Origin of the sequence: Stenotrophomonas maltophilia, from assembly GCF_013464915.1 — a bacterium.
Classification (GTDB): domain Bacteria; phylum Pseudomonadota; class Gammaproteobacteria; order Xanthomonadales; family Xanthomonadaceae; genus Stenotrophomonas; species Stenotrophomonas maltophilia_AT.
The window spans coordinates 1-19,387 of the sequence record NZ_RAVT01000037.1; the positions used below are offsets into that span (position 1 = coordinate 1).

Genomic DNA, 19,387 nt, shown 5'->3' on the forward strand with positions numbered 1-19,387 from the left:
ACGCCGTRAACCCATCCTTGGGGGCTTGGCCGCGGCATCCATGCCGCGGACACCCCCGCGACGCCCACCCGCCCGGCCCCTGACAGTTTCCTGCGTGTGCCAGCCACGGAAGAGAATCAAAAGATCAAAAGCAAAAGCAGGCTCTCGTTGTAGCGCCGAGCCCATGCTCGGCTGCCATACGCGAAGCCTCTGAGCCGAGCATGGCTCGGCTCTACAGAAGATCATTCCGATCATTATTTCGTTCATCCACGCATGGCGTGGATCCACCGTGTCGACCAAGGTCGACACCCATCAGGCACCGGCCATGCCATTCCGACAGATCGCAGGAATCTGTCGAAGGCGGGGTGGGTCCGGTTGCGGGGGTGTCCGCGGCATGGATGCCGCGGCCAAGCCCCCAGGGACGGGTTTACGGCGTCCCCCGCAACCGGACCCGCCCTGCCATCCCAAGGAATGCCCGCAGTTGCTGTTGCTTCGGCTGTTGCATTGGCCTCTGCGGGTGCAGGGCGCAGCCCTGCATCGACCAACTCCCTACTTCTTCAGGAAGTTGTCCACCAGCAGATGCTTCACATCGTCGAAGCGGCCGTTCAACACCGCCTTGGCGGCATACAGCGCCGTACCGGCCACCTGCTTGGCCTCGATCTGCGGCGGCATCACCAGCTCGGCGCGGCTGGTATGCACGTCCAGCAGCGCCGGGCCGCGCTGGGCAAGGAAGTCCTGCACAGCTTCTTCCAGATCCTCGCTACGGGTGACCGTGCGGCCGTGGAAGCCGATCACTTCGGCCAAGCGACCAAAGTCGGGGTTCTTCAGGTCGGTGTAGTTGTCCAGCAATCCTTCCACCTTCTGCTCCAGCTCGACGAAATTCAGCGAGCCGTTGTTGAACACCACCACCTTGATCGGCAGGTTCTCTTGCACTGCGGTCAGCAGGTCGCCCAGCAGCATCGCCAGGCCGCCATCGCCGGACAGCGAGATCACCTGCCGGCCCGGGAACGCCTTCTGCAGGCCCAGCGCCTGTGGCATCGCGTTGGCCATCGTGCCGTGCAGCAGGCTGGTCAGCGTGCGGCGGCGGCCATTCACCCGGATATGCCGCAACACCCACACCATCGGCGAGCCGCCGTCGGCGGTGAACAGCGCATCGTCGGTCGCATACTTCGACAGCAATGCGGTCAGGTGCTGCGGGTGGATCAACTCGCCTTCGCCCGGCTGTTCTTCCTGCTCGCGTTTCTTCAGCGCCTTGTCGCGACGTTCGATGCATTCGTCCAGGAAGCTGCTGTCCTCGCGCGGCGGCAGCATCGGCAGCAGCGCGTCCAGCGTCGGTGCGATATCACCCACCACGCCGAGGTTCACCGGATGGCGGCGACCAAGATGGCTGCCATCGCGGTCGACCTGGATGATCGTGGCCTTGTCCGGGTAGAACTGGCCCCAGGCGAAGTCGGCGCCGAGCAGCAGCAGCGTGTCGCACTCCATCAATGTGTGGAAGCCGGATTCGATGCCGAAGATGCCGGTCATGCCCATGTTGTACGGGTTGTCCGGCTCGACGAAGTCCTTGGCGCGCGAGGTGTGCGCGACCGGCGCCTGCAGGCGTCGTGCCAGCTCCAGCAGCTGCGCGTGCGCGCCCTGGCAACCGGCACCAGCGTAGACACCAATGCGCTTTCCCTGCCCCAACAACGCGGCGATACGCTGCAGTTCTGCGTCTGAAGGGCGCAGCACCGGCTGGGTGTAGTGCACAGAGAACGGCACATCGTGCTTCACCTCGGCCTGGCTGATATCGGCCGGCAGGATCACCACCGCCACACCGCGGCGGCTGATCGCGGCCTGGCAGGCCAGGGTGACCACGCGGCGCGCCTGTTCGGCGCTGTGCACCTGCTCGCAGAACACCGAACAACTGGCATACACCGCCTTGAAGTCCACTTCCTGCGGGAATTCCATGCCCAGCTCACTGGTCACCACCTGGCTGGCGATCAGCACCATCGGCGCGCGGTTGCGGTTGCTCTCGAACACGCCGTTGATGAAATGCAGGCTACCGGGGCCGCAGGAACCGGCGCAGGCGGTCAGCTCGCCGCTCACCAGTGAATCGGCGCCGGCGGCGAACGCTGCCACTTCTTCATGGCGCACATGCACCCACGCGATCTCGCTGCCATGCATCGCATCGGTCACATGGTTGAGCGTATCGCCCACGATGCCGTAGCAACGGCGGACACCGGCCTGCTGCAGGGCATCCACCACGATTTCGGCCACGCGCTTGCTCATCGGATACATCCTCGAACGGGGGAATGTCCGAGGCTAGACCCGGCGAAGTGATGCCTCCGTGGGCAAGTCGCGCATCACCTCGATGTGCAAACTGCGGACGGATGTCCGGTCAATCGTTGACGTTGATCCAGCCCAACACCGCACCGCGTTTCGGATTCTGGTAGCGCAGCTTCACCCAGCCGTCCTGTTCATCCAGCAGTTCCACGCGATCGCCCTGCACCAGGTAACGCTTGGTGCTGGTCGCGCCGGGTTGATCGAACAGGAACAGACGTGCCGGCACCACGGTAGCCTGCTGACCACGCAGCGGCCCGTCGGGCCGTGCGCCCAGGCCATCGGCAATGGCGCTCTCCAGCACACGACCGGCGGGATCGTAGGTGCGCCAGACCGCCAGGGGGCCCTGTTCATCGGTCTGTTCCCACTGCAGTGCGGCGTTCACCGTATCGCCCAGCATCAGCACATTCTCGCTGCGGTAAAGGTAGAGCGTTGCGCCTGCGAACCGGTACTGGTCGGCGTACCACATCGGGCCGCTGCGGCAGCTGCTGGTGAGGGTGCGGGTGGCAACGTCCACGCTCAGCCCCATCAGGTCACCGCAGCTGTCCTTGCCGTGGGTGTCGGCCTGCAGCGCGCGATACGAAGCGCTGGCCGGATCGAACCGGTACACCGCCACCGCTTCGTTGACCATGCCCACCGATGCACGCGCGACCAGCTCCGGGTAGCCATCGAAATCGACATCTTCCAGGGACCACCGCGAGTTGCCGTCGGCATCGGCCGCACCCGCCAGCGTCTGGCGCTTGCCCGACGGCGACAGCTGCACGGCGATGCTGCCATCCTGCTGGGGATCGGCGTGCGCCTGCACGTGGGTGGCCACCTGGAACCGCAGCGTTTCGCCATCGTCGCCACCCGCCTGCGCCGACGGTGCCAGCAGCCCTGCCAGCACCAGGCCCAGCACGCATTCCCTGTGTTTCATCATCGCTCCCTGCGGCACCGCGATGGCGCCTTCAACTCAGAACGATACCTCGACCGGCTGCCGCGACCACAGCACCGATTGATGCTTGGTCTGCTGCTTCCACGCCAGGCGGATCGCTTCGATATCAGCACGGCGCTGCGGGGTGTCCTCGTGCAGCACCACCAGCACCTTGGTGCGCAGGCGGTTGGGCGCGGCATCACCGCGGAACAGCCACTGGCCATAGGCATCGAACACGGTCAGTCCATCCGGGAAGCGCGGGGTCACTTCCTTGTCCAGGAAGGTGCGCCACTGCGCCTCGCTGATGGTGTCGGCCTGCGGACGGTTGCCCGCGCCCTGCTCCTCACCCACGCCGAAGTACAGCTCGCTGCGCACCCAGCCGTGGCCGTCGGACGGGCGTGCGGCATCGCCCTTCAGTTCGGCGGTGGTGGCCGTGGCATAGGCGCTGGGCGCCTGCGAGGACAGGCTGGCGCAGCCACTGGTGGCCAGCAGCACGGCGAAGACGAGGCCAAGGTGTTTCATCGGTACAGCTCCGGGGAAGGGGGGACAAGGCGAGCCGGCAGCGTACAGCGCCACCGGCCCGGCGTGCTGATGCCAACCGGGCATCAGCTCATGCCGGACCGGCAGGGGCTTGCATCGGCACCGGTCATCACGCGAAGATAATATATCGCTTCATCCGGATGGATGTAAGTGAAACTATCTCCCCCTTCCCCGTCGTCGTTGTTGCTGGAGCCCCCATGTCCGTCCGCCCGCCCGCGTCGCCGCTCGGCCTCGCCATCGCCCTCGCGCTTTCCTCCGCCGCCGTCCCGGCCCTGGCCCAGGACGCCACCAACCTGGACACTGTGATCGTCACTGGCACCCGTGCCGCCGACCGCACCGTGCTCGAATCCACCTCGCCGGTGGATGTGCTCACCGCCGAGGACATCCGCAAGGCCGGCGTGGTCAACGGGGAACTGGGCAGCGCGCTGCAGGCGCTGCTGCCGTCGTTCAACTTCCCGCGCCAGTCCAACTCCGGCGGCGCCGACCACGTGCGCGCCGCCCAGCTGCGCGGCCTGTCGCCGGACCAGGTGCTGGTGCTGGTCAATGGCAAGCGCCGCCATCACACCGCGCTGGTCAACACCGACAGCAAGATCGGCAAAGGCACCACCCCGGTCGACTTCAACTCGATTCCGGTCAGTGCGATCAAGCGCATCGAAGTGCTGCGCGATGGCGCCGGTGCGCTGTACGGCTCCGATGCAGTTGCCGGTGTGATCAACGTGATCCTCGACAACGGCGGCGACGGCGGCGAGATCGAAGCCAGCTACGGTGCCAACCACACCGACCTCAAGCCGATCGGCCGCACCCTCACCGATGGCCAGACCGGCAACATCAGCGCCAAGGTCGGCACCTCGTTGGGCGAGGACGGCGGCTTCCTGCGCGTCGGCCTGGAATACAAGCACCGCAACGGCACCAACCGCGCCGGCTTCGACCAGATTCCGCCGTGGGACCAGACGCCGGACAACCTGGCACTTCAGGGCAAGCGCAACTACGTGCTGGGCGATGGCAAGAGCAAGGACATCAACCTCTGGCTGAACACCGAGATCCCGGTCGGCCAGACGTCGACGTTCTACGCGTTCGGCACCTTCAACCAGCGTGATACCGAAGGTGCGAACTACTTCCGCTACCCCGATGGCGATGCCAACTGGAAGCAGGTCTATCCGAACGGCTACCGGCCGATCTCCGAAGGCGAGAACCGCGACGTGCAGGCCGTGGCCGGCGTGCGCGGCCAGTGGGGCGAGTGGAGCTACGACGGCAGCATCGATTACGGCCAGAACGACTTCACCTACCGCCTGCGCGACTCGCTCAACGCCTCGCTGGGCCCGACCAGCCCGACCCGCTTCAAGACTGCCGACTATGAGTACGCGCAGACCGTGGGCAACCTCGACCTGAGCCGCGTGTTCACCCAGAGCGAGCGCATCAGCCACACCCTGGGCCTGGGCGTGGAAGCGCGCCATGAGCGCTACCAGACCCGTCCCGGCGATCCGGCCAGCTATGCGGCCGGACCGTACACCGACCGCCCGACCGGTTCGCAGGCCGGTGGTGGCCTGACCCCGCAGGATGCGGCGCGCCTGTCGCGCGATGTCGCCAGCGCCTACGCCAGCCTGTCCAGCCAGTTCGGCGAAAAGTTCTCCACCGATCTGGCCGCGCGCTACGAGCACAACGACGACTTCGGTGGCGAACTGACCGGCAAGCTCGGCCTGCGCTATGAATTCACCCCGGCGTTCGCGCTGCGCGGTGCCATCTCCAACAACTTCCGCGCGCCGTCGCTGGCACAGATCGGCTACGAGTCCACCTCCACCGGCTACAACGCTGGCGGCCAGCTGGTGCAGGGCCGCCTGCTGTCGGTCAACAATCCGATCGCGCGGGGCCTGGGTGCGCAGAACCTGAAGCCGGAGAAGTCGATCAACACCTCGCTGGGCTTCACCAGCCGCATCGGTGAGCACTTCGACCTGTCGCTGGACTTCTTCCAGATCGACATCGACGACCGCATCGCGCTGTCGGAAAGCATCACCGGCGATGCGCTGACCGACTATGTGGCGGCCAACTACGGCGTCACCGGCCTGCAGAGCGCCAGCTTCTTCGTCAACGCCGCCGACACCCGCACCCGCGGCGCCGAGCTGGTTAGCAACTGGCGGCAGTCGCTCGGCAACGGCCAACTGCTGCTGACCGGCACCTACGCCTACACCAAGACCACGCTGAAGAACGTGCTGGCCACGCCGGCACAGCTGCGTGCACTGAACCCGGACTACGTGCTGTTCGGCATCGAAGAGACCAACACGCTGACCGATGCCACGCCGCGTACCCGCGGCAGCTTCTCGGCGGCCTGGAGCAACGACCACTGGTCGCTGAGCACCCGCGTGAACCGCTATGGCAGCGCCACCCGCGTGTTCAACTTCGGTGACGGCTACATCCCGCGCCAGACCTACCAGGCCGAGTGGCAGCTGGATGCGGAGGTCGAGTACCGCATCACCCCGCAGTGGAGCGTGGCCATCGGCGGGCAGAACCTCACCGACAACTACCCGGATCGATCCAACAGCGATATCCACTACTTCGGCAACCTGCCGTACGACGTGCTGTCGCCGATCGGCAGCAACGGCGCGTACTACTACGGCCGCGTCCGCTATACGTTCTGATTCGCAGAATAGACCCGGTAGAGCCGGGGGGGTAGAGTCGACTGTTAGTCGACTATCGCGCGCAGCGCGGGATTTTCTCGATCTGCGTGAAGGGCAGTCGACTAACAGTCGACTCTACCCCGTCGCCGGGTCCAGGGCCGGCAGGTCAGTGAACTGTCGCCCTGCCTCGACCTGCCCTACACGCCCGCGCTGGCAAGGTGGGGGACATGGCTGAACCGCTCCCCCTGCGTCCGCCACCGCCCTTGCTGGACGACGCCTGCGCGTTGTTCCTCGATGTCGATGGCACCCTGATCGAATTCGCTGCACGCCCGGATGCCGTGCAGCTGCTGCCCGATGTGCGTGAAGCCATCGGCCGCATCAGCGACCGCCTGGAAGGTGCCGTGGCACTGGTCAGTGGTCGCCCGCTTGAACAGCTGGATCAACTGTTCGCGCCTTTGAAGCTGCCCGCCGCCGGCCTGCATGGCCACGAACTGCGTGGCGAGGACGGTCGCGTCCTGCGCGACGAACACGACGACGACACCTCCGAGTGGCTGCACGCGCTGCACCAGCAGGCGATGCGCTTTGCCCATGGGCATCCCGGCGTGCTGGTGGAAGACAAGGGCGTCGGCCTGGCCCTGCACTGGCGCGGCGCGCCACACGCCGCCGGCGATGTCCGCGCATTCGCCGACCGCCACGTGCGCGGCCGCACCAGCTATCGCCTGCAACCGGGCGACCATGTCGTCGAGTTCGTCCCCGTAGGCACCGACAAGGGCCGCGCGGTAAGACGGATGATGCAGTACCTGCCGTTCCGTGGCCGCCTGCCGGTATTCATCGGCGATGACCTCACCGATGAATTCGGCTTCGATGCCGCCAACGGTCAGCATGGCTGGAGCGTACTGGTGGGCGAGCGTGAACCCAGCGCGGCGGTGTTCGCGCTGCCCGACATACGCAGCGTGCACGCCTGGCTGCGTGAGAATGCCTATTGACCCGGCCACCCCCACGGCCGCAACCGAGATGTACCGCGTGATGACCCAACCCGATCTTGATCTGGGCGTGGTCGGCAACGGCAGCTTCGGCGCCCTGGTCGACAAACATGCCCGCGTTGTCTGGAGCTGCCTGCCCACCTTCGACGGCGACCCCACCTTCTGCGCCCTGCTCGGCCCCAACCAGCAGACCGGCGGCGACTTCGCCATCGAGCTGGAGGACTTCGCCGACAGCGAACAGGAATACCTCACCAACACCGCGATCCTGCGCACCGTGCTGCGTGACACGCATGGCGGCGCACTGGAAATCCTCGATTTCGCCCCGCGCTGGCGCCAGAACGACCGCTTCTACCGCCCGGTCAGCCTGATCCGCCAGGTGCGCCCCTTGGCCGGCAGCCCACGCATCACCGTGCGTGCGCGCCCGCTGGCCGACTGGGGTGCGCGCGTGCCCGAGTCCACCTGGGGCAGCAACCACGTGCGCTGGGTGCTGCCCGGGCACGTGCTGCGGCTGACCACCGACGTACCGGTGCGCTTCGTGCGCGATGGCCTGCCCTTCGTGCTCAACCACCCGATCCACCTGATCCTGGGCGTGGACGAATCGCTCAACCGTTCGATCAGCGGCTATGTGCAGGAAGCCTTCCAGCGCACCCGCGACTACTGGCGCGAATGGGTGCGCTACCTGTCCATTCCGCTGGAATGGCAGGACGCGGTGATCCGCAGTGCGATCACGTTGAAGCTGTGCCAGTACGAGGACAGCGGCGCGATCATCGCGGCGATGACTACCTCCATTCCGGAAGCGCCCGGCAGCGTGCGCAACTGGGATTACCGTTACTGCTGGCTGCGCGATGCCGCCTTCGTGGTGCGTGCGCTGAACCGTCTTGGCGCCACGCGCACGATGGAGCAGTTCCTCGGCTACATCTTCAACCTGGCCACCACCGACGGCACCCTGCAGCCACTGTATGGCATCGGCTTCGAGGCCAAGCTGGACGAGAACGAAGTTCCCAGCCTGTCCGGCTATCGCGGGATGGGCCCGGTGCGTCGCGGCAACCTGGCCTGGGTGCAGCGCCAGCACGATGTCTACGGCAGCGTGGTGCTGGCCTCCACGCAGCTGTTCTTCGACCGCCGCCTGCAGGACCCGGGTGATGCGCACACCTTTGCCCGCCTGGAACCCCTGGGCGAACAGGCATTCGCCCTGCACGACGTACCCGATGCCGGCCTGTGGGAGTTCCGCGGCCGTACCGAGGTGCACACCTACACCAGCGCGATGTGCTGGGCGGCCTGCGACCGCCTGTGCAAGATCGCCGTGCGCCTGAAGCGCGACGACCGTGCCCACTACTGGCGCGAGCGCGCCGACACCATCCACGCACGCATCATGGCCGAGTCCTGGAGCGATGAGCTCGGCCACTTCACCGACACCTTCGGCGGCCATCGCCTGGATGCCTCGTTGTTGCTGCTGGCCGACATCGGCTTCATCGATGCGATGGATGCCCGCTTCGTCGCGACCGTCGAAGCCATCGGCCGCGACCTCAAGCATGGCAATTCGCTGTACCGCTACGTTGCACCGGATGACTTCGGCGAGCCGGAAACCAGCTTCACCATCTGTACCTTCTGGTACATCGATGCGCTGGCGGCGATCGGGCGCATGGACGAAGCACGAGGCATGTTCGAGCTGCTGTTGAAGCAGCGCAACCACCTTGGCCTGCTGTCGGAGGATCTGGCCTTCGACAGCGGCGAGGCCTGGGGCAACTTCCCGCAGACCTATTCGCACGTCGGCCTGATCACTGCTGCGATGCGCCTGTCGCGGTCCTGGCAGGAGGCCTCGTGAGTCGTCTGGTAGTGGTTTCAAACCGGGTGGCCGTGCCGGGCGAAAACCGTGCCGGCGGCCTGGCGGTCGGCCTGCTGGCCGCGCTGAAGGAACGCGGCGGGATGTGGTTCGGCTGGAGCGGCAAGAGCGTGCGCGATGGCAGCGGCACACTGCATCGGCAAAAAGACGGCGACATCGAGTTCGTCACGCTGGACCTGAGCAAGCGCGAGGTGGACGGCTACTACAACGGCTTCGCCAACCGCACCCTGTGGCCGCTGCTGCACTTCCGCCTGGACCTGGTCGACTATGACCGCGGCACCCGCGAGACCTATCACAAGGTCAACGCGCTGTTCGCCGACAAGCTCGCGCCGCTGCTGCGCGAGGACGACATCGTCTGGATCCACGACTACCACCTGATTCCGCTGGGTGCGTTGTTGCGAGAACGCGGCGTCGGCTGCCGCATCGGCTTCTTCCTGCACATCCCGATGCCTTCGGCCGACCTGCTGCAGGCCATGCCCGACCACCTGCGGTTGTTCTCGGCGCTGTACGCCTACGACCTCGTCGGCTTCCAGACCCAGCGCGATGCGGATCGCTTCCAGACCTACCTGCGCCTGTTCGGCGGCGGTCGCGTACTCGACAACGGCGAGCTGGAAGCACCGGGCGGCCGCCGCTTCCGTGCGGCCGCCTTCCCGATCGGCATCGACACCGAGCTGATCGCGCGCCAGGCCGGTACCGCCGCCACCAAGGCCGCCGTAAAGAACCTGCGCGCCAGCCTGCGTGATCGCCAGCTGGCCATCGGCGTGGACCGCCTGGATTATTCCAAGGGCCTGCCCGAGCGCTTCCTCGGCTTCGAACGGTATCTTGAGCGCCATCCCGACCAGCGCGGCTCGCTGACGTACCTGCAGATCGCCCCGGTCTCGCGCGGTGATGTGACCGAGTACCGGCAGCTGCGCAGCCAGCTGGAGCAGATCGCCGGCCACATCAACGGTGGCCACGCCGAGCCGGACTGGACGCCGTTGCGCTACGTCAACCAGAACTTCACCCACGCCACCCTCACCGGCTTCTACCGGGCGGCGGCAGTGGGACTGGTGACCCCGCTGCGCGATGGCATGAACCTGGTGGCCAAGGAATATGTGGCCTCGCAGGATCCGGAGGATCCGGGCGTGCTGGTGCTGTCGCTGCTGGCCGGTGCCGCCGACGAGTTGAAGCAGGCGCTCCTGGTGAACCCACATGATCTGGACGGCGTGGCCGATGCCATCGCCACGGCCGCGACGATGTCGCTGCGCAGGCGCAAGGAGCGCTGGCACGCGATGATGGAGCACCTGCGCACCTACGACATCAACCACTGGCGACGCAGCTACCTGGACGCACTGGAAGGCTGAGCGACAATCATCACTCCGGGCCGGTTCGACACGTCATCGGCGTGCCGGCACGGCCCGCAAATTGTCGTTTTCAGCACGAAACTAGATGCGAATGAAACCATATCGCCGCGCCCGCAATGCGACCTTCCGGCTGCCGCGCGCAACACCGGACCTTGTGTGAAGCCCGCTTCGCACAGGGGTTTTCCCGGTTTCATCACGCCTGCTGCTCACACCTCCGCAAAAACGAAAGCGGCAGCGCGCGCCGGTCTTCATTCCGCATTGACACCCGCTCCCCAAAGTGACGCCCCCGGAACGACCGCACGCCATCGCAGCGCCCGCTGCGCGGCGCTGCGCACATCACACCTGGGGAGTCACCGCATGTCCGCTTACGACCGTTTCATCGAAGATGCCGCAACACGCCTTGAACTGGGCCATCGCACCCGCTGGGTGGTCGAGGTGATCACCGCCTGGGTGGCCTCGCATCCCCACGGTCTGGACGGCGTGCAGCAGCGCTTCGAACAGGCTGGCCTGGCCGCTCGCTTCCACTCCTGGCGGCACCCGGCCACCCTGCGCCTGCCCATCGTTGCCAGCGAAATGGAGCGCGCCCTGGGCGCACACACGCTGGCCATGGTCGCCCACCGCAGTGGCATGTCGCCCGGGCCGTTCCGTGTGGTGATCTGCCACCTGCTGCCCGGCGTCGTCGCCCTGATGTCCGCCCCGCACACCGCCGATCAAGTGGCCACTGCCCCTGTTCCAGCACGCAGGAACGCCGCGCCCAGGCGCATGCGCAGCATGGTGCCGTCGCGTGCGATGTACGGCATGGCCCTGCGCAGCCTGCTTTGGACCGTGGCGGTGGTTGCGGTGCTGGGCCTCACCACGTGGCTGCTGGTGAAGGCGCGCACGCCGCTGTGGACGATGCAGGACATTCCCCGCCCGCATGAAGCACAACTCTCCCTCCAGCAGCGCGGCACGCAGGTGCAGGTGCACGGGCGCCTGCCCAGCGAGAGTGACCGTCGCCGCGTCTGGAATGCGCTTTCCGCCGTGCACGGCGCGCGCAACCTGGACGGTGGCATTGCGCTGGACCCGAACACGCAGGCGCCGCGCTGGCTGGATCGCCTGGTCGTGGATCTTCCCCACCTGCGGGGCGACGGCCTGCACCTTGCGTTTGACGGCACCCGGTTGCGGATCGACACCCGCTCCATGCAGGAGCCCGAGCGGCTGGCCATCTCGCGGCGGTTGCGCCAGGACTTCCCGGCGCTGGAGATGAGCGGGCTCTGGGGTCCAGGCCTGGCCGCACTGGCGCAACTGCCACCAGACGCCGTCCCCGCACAACGGGTGGCTGCGTTGAACCAGACCACGCTGAAATTCCGCGCAGGCTCCTCCGAACTGACCGGTGACTCACGGCAGACGCTGGAAGCCGTCGCCAACGCACTGCGTGACACGCCAGCAGGTACGCGCGTGGAAATCGGTGCACACACCGACAGCCGCGGCCAGGCCGAAGGCAACCTGTATCTCAGCCAGCAACGTGCCGAAGCGGTGTCGCAGGGGCTGCAGGCGTTGGGGGTGGAGCCTGGCACCCTGGTCGCCGTGGGTTACGGTCAGGAACATCCCGTGGCCGACAACCGCAGCGACAGCGGCCGCGCGCAGAACCGCCGTATCGGCTACCGGCTGCTCGACTGAGCCTGCAGACGCTGCGGGATTGAAGCAGCTGCTCCTGTAGAGCCGAGCCATGCTCGGCTGCTTTTTCGTAGCGTCAACGGGAGCAGCCGGGCATGGCTCTGCTCCACAGACGTCCGGCGATCAATCCAGGAACCGCGCGAGGTGTTCCGGCGCGGGCAGATGGCACGCATCGTGGCGTCCGAACCAGCGGTAGCGGTTGCGCGCCAGCACGCGATACGCCGCGTCACGCCAGGTGCGCGGCAGCAGGCGCAGCACGCCGCCCAGGCGCCAAGCACCGCCCAGCCCCGCCAGTACGCGCAGGATCGCATCGGTATCGGTCCACGCGCCCTGTGAGTCCAGCAGCAGGAACGACGCCGGGTCCTGCGGATCCAGCCCATGCGCACGCAACAGCGCGCTGCCCTGCGTGCCCTGCATCGCGGCGAAGCGGTAGCGCCCCTTGCGGTCGAAACGCAGCAGAAAGCGCACCCATCGATTGCACAGCGCACACACGCCATCGAACACGATCACCGCGCGGCCGGTCTCGGTGGCAACCTCACTGCGGTTCGAGCCAGCCTTCATAGCGGATCAGGGCTCCGGCCCAGGGCAAGGTCACATCGACCAGGAAAGTGTAGCGCCGGCCGTGCCACGCTTCACGGCAGCGCACGCCACCGAACCAGCGTGTTGGCAGCGGCAGCAGGCCCAACGCCCAGACCCGCCGCACCGTCCAGTCGATGCCGCCATCACGGGCCTGCAGGTCGAACGCGAAGCGCACCGCACCCAGCTGCTCGTGCAGATGCCCTTCGTGCTCCCACAACCGCGACACCATCGGCCAGCGGCCGAATCGTCGTGCCCATTGTTCGCCCTGCCCGTGCGCGCTGAACGCTACCTCGGTCGGCAGCGCATCGCCATTCTTCGGCAACCGTGCCACTGCAGCCAGCAACGGCACCAGCCAGTGCCGTCCCCGCACGATCCTTGCCTGCCCTGCATAACGGCAGGGCAGCGGCGCGGCATGCAGCGCCTGCACCGGAGCGGCCAGGGTGGCGAAGGCCGGCCCCAGCACCCGTGCGAACAGGGGCGTACTCAGGGTGCGATCCAGGCCAGCGTTGCCATGCGCCCGGTGCGACGGTCGCGCCGGTGCGAGTACAGGTCCGGATCGGCCATGGTCGAGACCGTGCCGCCGTATACCTGCGCCGGGTCCATGCCCGCGGCCTGCAGGCGCTGCCGCGCCAGCGCGAACAGGTCCACCTTCCAGTGCCCGGCACGGGTCGCCACGAACGCCACCTCGGCGGCCGGATCATGGCCGACGAAAGCGTGGTAGACCTCTTCGCCAATCTCGTAGTCGGCCGGCCCGGCGGCCGGGCCCAGCCACGCGCGCAGCTGCGCCGGCGGAGTCTGCATGGCGGCCACGGTGGCCTCCAGCATGCCGTCGGCCAGGCCACGCCAACCGGCATGCGCCGCGCCCACTTCGCTGCCATCGGCGGCAGCGAACACCACCGGCAGGCAGTCGGCGGTCAGGATCGCCAGCACCACGCCGGGCACCGAGGTCACCGCGGCGTCGGCCACCGGCTCGGCGGCACCCGGCACCGGCGGCGCGTTGAAGCGCAGCACGGTGCTGCTGTGCACCTGGCGCAGCCAGTGTGGCGCGGACGGCAACGCCAGCCCCTGCTGCAGCAGCTGGCGGTTGTGCTCGACATTGGCCGGAGTATCACCCTCGGCCGCGTGCCGGTTGCCCAGGTTGAACTGCGCGAACGGCGCCGGCGAGATGCCCGCGCCATGCCGACGCGTGGTCAGCGCATGGACGCCCGCAGGCGCCGGCCAGTCGGCCCACAGCAACGGCAGCGCGGCGTCCATTACCAGCGGTCCCGCTCGCGCGCGGCGAAGGCTTCGCTGTCTTCGCGCAGCACCTTCATCAGGTGCAGCATGTCCTCCGGCACCGGCGCGGTGTTGCGCACCGGCTCACCGGTGATCGGGTGCGTGAACTCCAGGGTCTCGGCATGCAGGGCCTGGCGCTTGAAGCCACGCAGCGCGGCCACCAGCTCGTCGCTGGCGCCCTTGGGCAGCTTCAGTGCACCGCCGTACAGCGGGTCACCGATGATCGGATGGCGCACGTGCGCCATGTGCACGCGGATCTGATGGGTACGGCCGGTTTCCAGGCGGCACTCCAGCGCGGTGTGCGCACGGAAGCGCTCGCGCAGGCGGTAATGGGTGATCGCTTCCTTGCCGTCCTCGCGCACGGCCATCTTCAGGCGGTCGCGCGGGTGGCGGTCGATCGGGGCATCGGCGGTACCGCCGGCCACCAGCGCGCCCATCACGATGGCCAGGTACTGGCGGTGCACGTCGCGTGCGGCCAGCTGCTCGACCAGCGCGGTCTGCGCTTCCAGGGTCTTGGCCACAACCATCACGCCACTGGTGTCCTTGTCCAGGCGGTGCACGATGCCCGCGCGCGGCAGTACCGCCACCGACGGGTCGCGGAACAGCAGGGCATTGACCAGGGTGCCGCTGTGGTTGCCCGCGCCCGGGTGCACCACCAGGCCGACCGGCTTGTTGATCACCAGCAGGTGCTCGTCCTCGAACAGCACGTCCAGCGGGATGTCCTCCGGCTGGGCATCGGTCTGGGTTTCCAGCACCACGTTGAGGGTCACCACCTCGCCGCCGCGCAGCGGATCGCGCGGGCGCACCTGGGCGCCGTCCAGCAGGACCTCACCGGCCTTGATCCACTCGGTCAGGCGCGACCGCGAGTATTCGGGGAACAGTTCGGCCACCACGGCGTCGAAACGGCGGCCGGCGGCGGTGTCGGGGACGATGGCCTGGCGGGCCGATTCAGAGGGTTGTTCAGACATGGCAGGGGGCATTCTTTGAAATTTTGGGGTCCCGGCGGCCGGTTTCAGTCGCTGGACAGGACACTAGGCTATCATCGACCCTTCGTATTCCAGCCGCGTCCCGCCTCGACCTCATGATCCGACGCTCCTCCATGCTCTCCGCGCCCGTCCGCCTCACCGCCCTGCTGCTGGTGCTGGTCATCGCCGCCACCGGCTGCCACCGTGGCGCCAAGAAGGGCGATCGCCCCGATGAAGGGACGCCGGTCGAACAGTTGTACGAGAAGAGCCACAAGCTGATGCAGGGTGGCAACTGGAGCGGGGCTGAAACCAGCTTCCGCCGCCTCGTGGCCCAGTATCCGTACGGCCCGTATACCGAACAGGCGATGATCGAAACCGCCTACGCGCAGTACAAGGCCGGCAAGCATGACGATGCGGTGTCCAGCATCGACCGCTTCATCCGTACCTACCCGACCCACCGCAACATCGCGTACCTGTACTACCTGCGCGGCCTGGCCAACTCCAACCGCAGTACGGTTTTCCTGCGCCGCGTATGGTCGCTGGATGCCAGCCGCCGCGACCTGTCCACGCCGCACCAGGCGTATTCGGACTTCAACATCGTGGTCGACCGCTACCCGAACAGCCGCTACGCCGCCGATGCGCGCCAGCGCATGCTGGAGCTGCGTGACGTGTTCGCCCAGCATGAGCTGGACAACGCCCTGTACTACATGCGCCGCGGCGCCTGGGTCTCGGCCGCCGGCCGCGCCAACTACCTGCTGGAAACCTACCCGCAGAGCGCGTTCCAGTACGACGCCGTCGCCGTCCTGGCCGATTCCTACACCCACCTGGGCAACAAGACCCTGGCCGACGACGCCCGCCGCGTCCTGCAGCTGAACCAGCCGGACCACCCGTGGCTGGAAGGCAAGTGGCCGAAGTACCCGTGGATGATCCGCAAGCTGAACCCGTTCGCCGGCGAGAAGTCCGCCAGCACCGGCCAGCGCAACGCGCGACTGGAAAAGAAGTAAGAAGGCAGAGGGCCCCGCAAGGGGCCCTTTTTCCATCCGGTGGATCCACGCCATGCATGGATGGATGGCAGGCGCGCTACTGGTCCCGCGCACTAGGAATTCTACGAATCCCCGGTCAATGCGACTTCGATCCCAATCGGCGCGCACATCGCCCGCCAGACTGCCCTGCAGTGGCCATTCCGGCCTGCAAGGAGCACTTCGATGTCACGACCCCACCGCCGTTTCCGGCCCCTGCCCGCGCTGATCATGGCGGCCCTTCTGGTGCCGACCGCCGGGCCGCTGGGTGCCGCCCCCCCTGCACCGGGTGATCTGCTCTCTGCCGCGCCCTACCGCGCCTCGTGGGTGCCCTCCAGGGCCAGCCAGGCCTACAAGCTGCACTACCGCACCCCCGACCACCGCGGGCAGCTGGCCGAAGGCACCGGCCTGCTGTACCTGCCCGCCGGTGCGGCACCGATCGGTGGCTGGCCGCTGGTGTCGTGGGCACATGGCACCCAGGGCATCGCCGATCGCTGTGCTCCCTCGGTCTCCGGCCCCTATCAGCCGGACCGCGACGGGCGCTTCCTCGATCAGTTCCTGGCGCAGGGCTATGCGGTGGTCGCTGCGGACTACCAGGGCCTCGGCAGCCCCGGCGACCACGCCTACCTGCACGTCCGCACGGCGGCACGCAACACCATCGATCTGGTCAAGGCCAGCCGCCAGTATCTGGGCGCATCAACGCTGTCGCCGCGCTGGGTCTCGGTCGGCCATTCGCAGGGCGGCGCCGCGGCGCTCACGGCCGGGCACCTGGCGCCCACCTATGGTGGTCCTTCCCTGCACTACCGCGGCAGCTTCACCACCGGCACGCCCACCGCGGTCGAGCTGACCGCCCTGGTGATGAAGCCGGACAACCGCACGCCCAATCCTGGCGCGGTCAATGCCTACCACGCCTACCTGCTCGACGGCCTGCTGCAGGTCGCACCGCAGATCGACCGGGTGCTCAGTGATACCGGGCGCGCACGCGTGGCCCTGGCACGCCAGCAATGCCTGGGCGAACTGGCCGCAACCCTGGAAGGCGCCGATACCGGGTCGATGTTCAGCGCACCACTGACCAGCGTGCCCGGCATCTGGGCCTTGCTGTACGACTATCTGGGCGTGCCGCGCAAGGGCTTCAGCCAGCCGCTGATGCTGGGCCATGGCAGCCAGGATCAGGACGTGCCGTATCTGACCACCCTGCTGTATGCCGCAGGCCTGGTACTGCGCGGCGAGCCGGTGGCGTTCCGGCGCTACCCGGTCGACCACCGCGGCACGCTGGATGCGGCGGCGGCCGATGGCCTGGCGTTCGTACGAGCCCGGCTGGGGGACGGCCACTTCAGCGGCGCTGCGGAAACCGCTGGCCTCGAACAGCTGCTCGACGAAGCCCGGTAGATCCGCGCCACGCATGGATACGCGGKAAATGGAGTTGCCGGCCAGCGGCCGGCACTACCGGGCACAGTAGATCCACGCCATGCGTGGATGGCCCGCTACCTCAGCCCTTGTAACCGTTGCTGATCGGATAGCGACGCTCGCGACCGAACGCACGGCGCGACACCTTCGGGCCTGGTGCAGCCTGGTGCCGCTTCCACTCGCTGATGCGCACCAGGCGCAGCACGCGGTCGACCACGGCCGCGTCGTAACCGGCGGCAACGATCTCCGTGCGCGACTGCTCCTGGTCGATGTAGCGGTACAGGATGCCATCGAGCACGTCGTAGGCCGGCAGCGAGTCCTGGTCCAGCTGGTTCTCGCGCAGCTCGGCCGACGGCGGGCGGCTGATCACCGCCGGTGGGATCACCGGCGCACCGCCCACGGTATTGCGCCACTTCGACAGCCCGAACACTTCGGTCTTGTACAGGTCCTTCAACGGCGCATAGCCACCGCACATGTCGCCGTAGATGGTGGCGTAGCCCACCGCGTACTCGCTCTTGTTGCCGGTGGTCAGCAGCAGGCCGCCAAACTTGTTGGCCAGCGCCATCAGGATCACGCCACGGCTGCGCGACTGCAGGTTTTCCTCGGTCACGTCCGGCGTGGTGCCTTCGAACATCGGTGCCAGCGATTCCATCAGGCCCTTGAACGCCGGCTCGATCGAGACCGCTTCCAGCTTCACCCCCAGTGCCTGGCACTGTTCGGCAGCCAGGTCGTTGGACAGGCCGGCGGTGTAGCGCGACGGCAGGCGCACCGCGGTGACGTTCTCCGCCCCCATCGCGTCCACCGCCATGGCCAGTACCAGCGCCGAATCGATGCCACCGGACAGGCCCAGCCACACCTTCCTGAAGCCGTTCTTGCGGCAATAGTCCTGGATGCCACGGGTGACGGCACGCCAGGCCAGCGCGTCCATGCTCTCGTCGCCATCGTCCATCCACACGTGCGGCATGAAGCGGCGCGTTTGGCCGTCGTACTCCACCACCAGCCACTGGTCGACGAAGGCGGCGGCAGCGGGGTGCACCGTGCCGTCACCATCGGCCACCACCGAGGCACCATCGAACACCAGCGCATCCTGGCCACCGACCACGTTGAGATAGGCGATGGCCGCGCCACTCTCGCGGGTGCGCGCGGCCAGCACCGCATCGCGCTGGGCGTGTTTGCCGCGTTCGTACGGCGAAGCATTGGGTACCACCACCAGCTGCGCGCCGGCGCGCACGGTATCGGCCAGCGGCTCGGCGAACCACAGGTCCTCGCAGATCAGCAAACCCACCGGAATGCCGTTGACCTCGAACACGCAGCTGCCACCGTCCGGATCGACATCGAAGTAGCGGCGTTCGTCGAACACGGCGTAATTGGGCAGCTCGCGCTTGCGGTAGGTCTGCTCGACCAGGCCATCACGCAGCACGCTGGCGGCGTTGTAGACCACCGCCCCAGCCGCCTGCGGCCAGCCGACCACTGCGGTGATGCCGCGGCAGGCCGCGGCGATGCGCGTCATTGCCTGCTCGCACTCGTACAGGAAGCCTGGGCGCAGCAGCAGGTCTTCCGGCGGATAGCCGCTCACCGCCAGCTCGGGGAACATCACCAGCTCGGCGCCGTACTCGTCGCGCGCCTGGCCGATCATCTCGATGATGCGCTCGGTGTTGCCGGCGACATCGCCGACCGGGAAGTCGAACTGCGCCATCGCGATGCGGATCGAAGCCATGGGAATCCAGCCTGTGGTTGCAATGCGGCCATTGTAGATCCACGCCACGCATGGATGGCGGTGCGGCGGCACGACGGTTATCCGGGGTCAGATCCCTTTTGCTGCGCAAAAGGGATCTGACCCCACGCCGCGCGGGGCCCAGACGCAGAAAGGCCGCCCGAAGGCGGCCTTTCTGTTTTGCAGCAGTCGGCGGGAAGAGCAGTCGACTAACAGTCGACTCTACAGTCCCCCTGCGGT

15 protein-coding genes are annotated in these 19,387 nt (G+C 67.4%); 7 read left to right on the forward strand and 8 right to left on the reverse strand.

The features are described from left to right. Positions 1-528: 528 nt before the first annotated feature. The 3 genes from D7T59_RS13345 to D7T59_RS13355 all read right to left on the reverse strand — a co-directional run bounded on the left by D7T59_RS13345 (position 529) and on the right by D7T59_RS13355 (position 3,733). Positions 529-2,247, reverse strand: a complete 1,719-nt coding sequence (locus tag D7T59_RS13345) for a thiamine pyrophosphate-dependent enzyme (RefSeq protein ID WP_180853412.1) — start codon at positions 2,245-2,247, stop codon at positions 529-531. A gap of 109 nt (positions 2,248-2,356) precedes the next feature. Continuing rightward, positions 2,357-3,214 carry an XAC2610-related protein gene (locus tag D7T59_RS13350; RefSeq protein ID WP_180853413.1) on the reverse strand — a complete coding sequence of 286 codons (858 nt, stop codon included), beginning with the start codon at positions 3,212-3,214 and terminating at the stop codon, positions 2,357-2,359. Positions 3,215-3,250: 36 nt separating this feature from the next. Then, positions 3,251-3,733 (reverse strand): DUF3574 domain-containing protein, encoded by a 483-nt coding sequence (locus tag D7T59_RS13355; protein WP_106549581.1) that lies wholly within the window; start codon positions 3,731-3,733, stop codon positions 3,251-3,253. A 215-nt stretch (positions 3,734-3,948) separates the two neighbouring features. On the opposite strand from D7T59_RS13355, the gene D7T59_RS13360 reads away from it, so the two are divergent. The 5 genes from D7T59_RS13360 (at position 3,949) to D7T59_RS13380 (ending at position 12,191) form a co-directional block, all read left to right on the forward strand. Further along, complete coding sequence (locus tag D7T59_RS13360; protein WP_180853414.1) at positions 3,949-6,384, forward strand: TonB-dependent receptor plug domain-containing protein; 2,436 nt, start codon at positions 3,949-3,951, stop codon at positions 6,382-6,384. A gap of 206 nt (positions 6,385-6,590) precedes the next feature. Beyond that, positions 6,591-7,349 carry a trehalose-phosphatase gene (gene otsB / locus D7T59_RS13365; RefSeq protein ID WP_164136191.1) on the forward strand — a complete coding sequence of 253 codons (759 nt, stop codon included), beginning with the start codon at positions 6,591-6,593 and terminating at the stop codon, positions 7,347-7,349. 40 nt (positions 7,350-7,389) lie between these two features. Continuing rightward, complete coding sequence (locus D7T59_RS13370) at positions 7,390-9,171, forward strand: glycoside hydrolase family 15 protein (protein WP_164136192.1); 1,782 nt, start codon at positions 7,390-7,392, stop codon at positions 9,169-9,171. Next, a complete protein-coding gene (otsA, locus tag D7T59_RS13375) occupies positions 9,168-10,532 on the forward strand; it encodes an alpha,alpha-trehalose-phosphate synthase (UDP-forming) (protein ID WP_180853415.1) in 1,365 nt (454 codons plus the stop codon). The genes D7T59_RS13370 and otsA overlap by 4 nt, the downstream gene beginning before the upstream one ends. A gap of 357 nt (positions 10,533-10,889) precedes the next feature. Next, positions 10,890-12,191, forward strand: a complete 1,302-nt coding sequence (locus D7T59_RS13380) for an OmpA family protein (RefSeq protein ID WP_164136194.1) — start codon at positions 10,890-10,892, stop codon at positions 12,189-12,191. Between the two features lie 120 nt (positions 12,192-12,311). On the opposite strand, the gene D7T59_RS13385 is transcribed toward D7T59_RS13380, so the two are convergent. The 4 genes from D7T59_RS13385 to rluD are packed head-to-tail and all read right to left on the reverse strand — an operon-like array spanning position 12,312 to position 15,010. Continuing rightward, positions 12,312-12,749: a thiol-disulfide oxidoreductase DCC family protein gene (locus tag D7T59_RS13385; RefSeq protein WP_164136195.1), complete on the reverse strand. Its 438-nt coding sequence runs from the start codon at positions 12,747-12,749 to the stop codon at positions 12,312-12,314. Beyond that, positions 12,724-13,230: a DUF4166 domain-containing protein gene (locus tag D7T59_RS13390; RefSeq protein WP_180853416.1), complete on the reverse strand. Its 507-nt coding sequence runs from the start codon at positions 13,228-13,230 to the stop codon at positions 12,724-12,726. The genes D7T59_RS13385 and D7T59_RS13390 overlap by 26 nt, the downstream gene beginning before the upstream one ends. A gap of 20 nt (positions 13,231-13,250) precedes the next feature. Then, positions 13,251-14,021, reverse strand: coding sequence for a peptidoglycan editing factor PgeF (gene pgeF, locus D7T59_RS13395; RefSeq protein ID WP_180853417.1), 771 nt, complete (start codon positions 14,019-14,021; stop codon positions 13,251-13,253). After that, on the reverse strand, positions 14,021-15,010 hold the full coding sequence (rluD, locus tag D7T59_RS13400) for a 23S rRNA pseudouridine(1911/1915/1917) synthase RluD (RefSeq protein WP_019660164.1): 990 nt from the start codon (positions 15,008-15,010) through the stop codon (positions 14,021-14,023). The genes pgeF and rluD overlap by 1 nt, the downstream gene beginning before the upstream one ends. Before the next feature lie 113 nt (positions 15,011-15,123). On the opposite strand from rluD, the gene D7T59_RS13405 reads away from it, so the two are divergent. Beyond that, the gene (locus D7T59_RS13405) at positions 15,124-16,011 is read left to right on the forward strand and encodes an outer membrane protein assembly factor BamD (protein WP_024956778.1); all 888 of its coding nucleotides are present in this window, start codon (positions 15,124-15,126) and stop codon (positions 16,009-16,011) included. Positions 16,012-16,212: 201 nt separating this feature from the next. After that, positions 16,213-17,415: a lipase family protein gene (locus tag D7T59_RS13410; protein WP_180853418.1), complete on the forward strand. Its 1,203-nt coding sequence runs from the start codon at positions 16,213-16,215 to the stop codon at positions 17,413-17,415. Between the two features lie 100 nt (positions 17,416-17,515). Here D7T59_RS13410 and D7T59_RS13415 read toward each other — a convergent pair whose 3' ends face one another. After that, the gene (locus tag D7T59_RS13415; RefSeq protein WP_180853419.1) at positions 17,516-19,150 is read right to left on the reverse strand and encodes an NAD+ synthase; all 1,635 of its coding nucleotides are present in this window, start codon (positions 19,148-19,150) and stop codon (positions 17,516-17,518) included. Positions 19,151-19,387 lie beyond the last annotated feature (237 nt).